Raw genomic sequence first — 4,675 nt, forward strand, 5'->3', positions numbered from 1 at the left:
TTGGAAAATGACCTCTCCGAACTATTGATTTTACTGGGCTAAAGGGGTTCTGTTTTTGATTAGGGACTACAAAGATTTCTTGAAACCTGAAACCCGCTCCCAGCTTGCATTGGTAATTTATGTCGCCAAACTTGGGATATAATTCCCTTTTTACGGAAATACTCCTGGGCTGCTTTCTTACCATTAAAACAGAGGACTTCCGGTGAAAACCGTATGATCCTTTGAGTCAAACCATCACGATCAAAATCAGAAGAACTTAGCTCATTATCGACGCCATGTTTTGTTTTGACCAAGTCAGTAATACCCAAACCATATTCAAGAAGCGAATTATAATCGTGAGGATTGATTTTTGATGGAGTTAACGCAATCTGGCTAAGAACAGCCCAGAACTTATTGCTGGGATTGGCGTAATATGCGTTATTAGCTGCTGATTGGTTCCCAATAGCTGTACCACAGAATACAATTTTCAAATCGTTGTCCAATACGTCAGGCAGCATATTTTTTCACCCCTCTGTGATCAAGGACCCTATAATAATTACAGTTCAATCCAAGAACCTTCTTTTCAGCATATCGGGAATTATTCCCCCACCCTTATTTCCAATCGATACACAGCAACCGACTAAACATGAAGGATCATCACCACCGAATAGCACTGATTGCCTAACCATTATTGCTTTAAGCCATTCCGTAAATTCTCCCGCTTCGTGCAGCAACAGATATTCGTCCGTAGACTAGCCAACTTCCAGGTGAACAACGAACCGAAACATTGACGTTCAACACCTCCCTCATCACCAATATACCAGAAGGCGTAGACAAATTATTGTTTATAACTATGCAGTTTTGATGGTTTGTCCTTCAGACAACTATATTCCACATTTACGGCGAAACATGGCGAAATAGTGAATAAGGGCAAAAAATCCCCTACACTTCAATAGTGTAGGGGATAATGGTCACATTACTGATTTAGCAGAAATCCTGTCGCTCAATTGACCGCGAGGACGTCCAAAGTAAAGTTAATTCTCTATGGCCAAATTACTTTACATTACAAGACCTTGGCAAGCTACTATCTTACTATTTATTCAGGTAAATAGTCGCAAAACCATTAAGAATGTCGCATGGCAGGAATAACCAATGATTCATGGAAAGCTAGTGCATTAACAAATGAATCGAAGGAATGGAATTGTGGGGACAGGGAGGGAGTTAAATTGTGAACTTTGTAGCTATTGATTTTGAAACTGCCAACGAAAAACTTTCAAGTTCATGCGCCATAGGCATCGCAGTAGTTAAAGACAGTAAAATTATTGAAACGAAACATCTTTTTATCCAACCACCCGACCTTAATTTTAATCTTATCAACTACGCGATACATGGAATTACCAAAGAGGATGTAAAAGACAAGCTTAAGTTTGGCGATCTATGGGAATCTATTAAGTCGTATTTTGAAGGAGCACCTGTAATTGCTCACAATGCAAGCTTTGATATGAGTGTTCTTAGACAAACTTTAGATCAATATCAAATACCTTATCCCGAAGTCAATTATGCGTGCACTCTTGTTATTTCAAAAAAAGTATGGCCCAATCAGTTAAGTTATAAGTTAGATGGTTTATCATCCATGCTTGAGATTAAATTGAATCATCATAATGCCGAGTCTGACGCCATTGCCTGTGCACTAATAGCGATTAAGGCCGCCAATGAAATATCAGCTACCTCTTTCGATGAATTAATAAATAAGGTCCATGTCAACTATGGCCAATTGTACCCCGGAGGGTATTCCCCATCAAGTTCAAAGCAAACGCAAACCAAAGGCGCAGTTAAGAAAACTGAAGTGCAGGTAAAGGGTGATTCAAAAAAATTTAATTCACGGGCCGAGATAGAAAAGATCATAAATACTCTCACTGGGATTTTGCAGGGTATCACAGTCGATAAAATAATAAATTTTAGTGAGATTGAAGAACTAAACCATTGGTGTAACTTTTATCGCAAGTATGAAAATAGACATCCTTTTAACGAACTGTTTCCAATAATTGATACAGTGATCAACAACGGATTTCTTTCCAAAGAGGAAACGGATGATATTTATTGGCTTGTTGATAAGCTAACAAACAATGAATTTTGCGATCAGACCAACTCATCGATGCAGATACTTCACGGGATCCTACATGGCATCCTTGTGGACAATATCCTAACTGATGAAGAAATTCTAAAGCTCAGCGACTGGATACATGGCCATGATTTTCTCAGCAACATCTATCCGTACGACGAAATAAAAAGTTTACTCAACTCAGTTTTATCAGATGGTGTGATAGATGAAGACGAACGTGAGATGTTAAAGGCCTTTTTCAGCGAGTTTATTGACACGACCCTATCCTACAATCTTAATCAGAATGAACTTAATGCCCTAAAGAGCAAGTACAATGTGAGTGGTATCTGCACAACATGCCCGGAAATCATATTCACTGGCGCGTCATTCTGCTTTACTGGAGCTTCCACCAGAGCTCCTAGAAGTGAAATTAAAGGCCTTATCGAGCAAACTGGCGCCACTTTTAGTGATTCGGTTACTATGAAGACAGATTACCTTGTTATCGGGGATGATGGGAATCCCTCTTGGGTATTCACTCGCTATGGAAGGAAAGTTGAAAAGGCAATCTCCATGAGAAAGGCAGGCCAGAGAATTTCCATAATTCGCGAGAATGATTTATGGGATGAACTAAAGATCTGGGAAGCGAGAGATAAAACGATGGCTATTTTAATTTCTTCCGAGCTATGTGATCAAATTGTCGAAATGATTAGGGCTAAGGAAGGGCCAGAGGCCGAAATTGAGACTATTTATAATTCTGCCTATTCCTCAATCAAGTTTTTGGGAATACACTCTTTAAGGGTGAAGTGTGGAAGAACAAACTATATCTATTTAAAAAACTCCTATGAACACGTATGGGCTAATGATAAGTCCATCAAGCTAGAGCAACTACCATCAGAAAAACTGTGGAGCAGACTCTCATTTAATTCCCAAGACGAGTTAACAAGCCTTTACCCATTATTCTTGAAGTTGTACGAAGAGTCTTTTTCGTTGGTGAACGTCGAAGTGTATAGTTGCTGCTCAAGGTTCATCCAATGTTCGGATGAGAAGGTTTGCATTCAGCCTAACAAACGTTTGGCACTAGGTTGTCAGTATCGAAAGCACTTAACAAACGGAAGGATATTTTATGGTGTAAATCAGAATATGGAGTTTAGATAGACGCAATAAAGCCATCGACCGTTTGGTTGATAGTTTTATTGCATCTACATCGAAGCGACCAGGACGTTTGATTAGCCCTACCTTCCATCGCACTTTGAGAGACACTCGCTTTCCGTCATGGAGGGCATTCGGGCGGTATTCGATGGTGATTCTATCCTCCCTCCATTCTGCTCACAGATGAAACCTTCTTACACTCGGGGTGCTTAGCACCCCTTTTTGTGTTAGCTATTTTGGGTACCTGAATAGTCACATTACATTAGATCTTTCTTTATGTAATATTTACGAATTAAGCAATTGCTTTTTCTTTGAATCAAACTCATCCTGGGTGATTACACCACCATCAAGAAGTTTCTTGAATTTTAGTATTTCATCGGCAGCAGAAACAGTTGCATTTTTTTGCCCGCTAAAAGACGAGTCTATCTGTTGGTTATCATTTTGTTTCTGAATTAGAGCAAGTGCAGATAAAATCTGCTGTGCTAAGCCATAGTTTGTTTTATAAGTGAATGAATCGGCCTTTGTTTTTATTTTAATCAGGTCGATGTATACAACGGGTTTTTGAAAATCGTTAACAGTAATTTTGATTTTCAAGCTGTTTACTATTGATTTGGACTTCTTCCCACCCGTTACTCCACCAACAATTGCGCCGACACCTCCAAATAGAATACCTCCAGCTACAGCACGCCCCAATCCTCCTTTAGTTATTGTATCTCCGTCTTCAAGTAATTCGTACTCAACAATATCATCAAAGCTATAAATGCAAGAATTTTTCTTTCCCCCAAAAATGCCATCAGGTATGAGCCATTGTCGTTTGGTTTCATCAAATTCAATAAAACCGCCTATCTTTTTTGTTGTATTAAATCTTAATAATTCTCCTTTTTGTGTTTCCTTTTCCGCAATATCCGCCCGAATGTTTGTAATAGTTTTAGTTTTAGTTGGTGTCAACAAATTATAACCGCATAGCTTAAAACAAGCAGGGCATATCCAACCATCAGCTGTCTTAAATCGGTTTAATCCAATTTCTTTTTCGCAATTTATGCAGATTGCCTTTAAATCAAAAAAACCCATAATATTTACAACTCCCTACCCTAGCTTCAATTTCTTTTTCATTGTGATATTCTATAATAAACTAAGCTGTGAAAAATTCCCCTTCCAGGACGTTTTAAGCAGTGCGTCGAATTGCGTCTTTACAGGATGGAAGTGTTCTGGTTGAAGTATAAAAATGTAATCCCTAATTGTTCCCCCTACGAATTTAAGCCCAATCCATTCAGAGCCTATAAGAGTCTGTTACAAAAAACATTAACGGCAAACGACAGTTCGGTAAAAATAATTACACCTCTATCCATTTGTGCGGTAAAATAAGGTGACAAGCCAAATTAACGCACAAGGAAGAGGTGTAAAACTTGATTCAACTAGACATATTCTCACCCCTTTATTATAGCA

At 38.7% G+C, this 4,675-nt stretch carries 3 protein-coding genes; 1 reads left to right on the forward strand and 2 read right to left on the reverse strand.

Annotation, left to right across the window (positions count from 1 at the left end; translation table 11 throughout):
* Positions 1 to 59 precede the first annotated feature (59 nt).
* Positions 60 to 497 (reverse strand): mismatch-specific DNA-glycosylase, encoded by a 438-nt coding sequence (locus VM640_RS08970; RefSeq protein WP_325391394.1) that lies wholly within the window; start codon positions 495 to 497, stop codon positions 60 to 62.
* 710 nt (positions 498 to 1,207) lie between these two features.
* On the opposite strand from VM640_RS08970, the gene VM640_RS08975 reads away from it, so the two are divergent.
* A complete protein-coding gene (locus tag VM640_RS08975) occupies positions 1,208 to 3,235 on the forward strand; it encodes an exonuclease domain-containing protein (protein ID WP_325391396.1) in 2,028 nt (675 codons plus the stop codon).
* Positions 3,236 to 3,514: 279 nt separating this feature from the next.
* On the opposite strand, the gene VM640_RS08980 is transcribed toward VM640_RS08975, so the two are convergent.
* A complete protein-coding gene (locus VM640_RS08980; RefSeq protein ID WP_325391398.1) occupies positions 3,515 to 4,300 on the reverse strand; it encodes an SHOCT domain-containing protein in 786 nt (261 codons plus the stop codon).
* Between the last annotated feature and the right edge of the window lie 375 nt (positions 4,301 to 4,675).

The sequence above is a fragment of the Desulfitobacterium sp. genome, from assembly GCF_035539115.1.
Classification (GTDB): Bacteria; Bacillota; Desulfitobacteriia; order Desulfitobacteriales; family Desulfitobacteriaceae; genus Desulfitobacterium_A.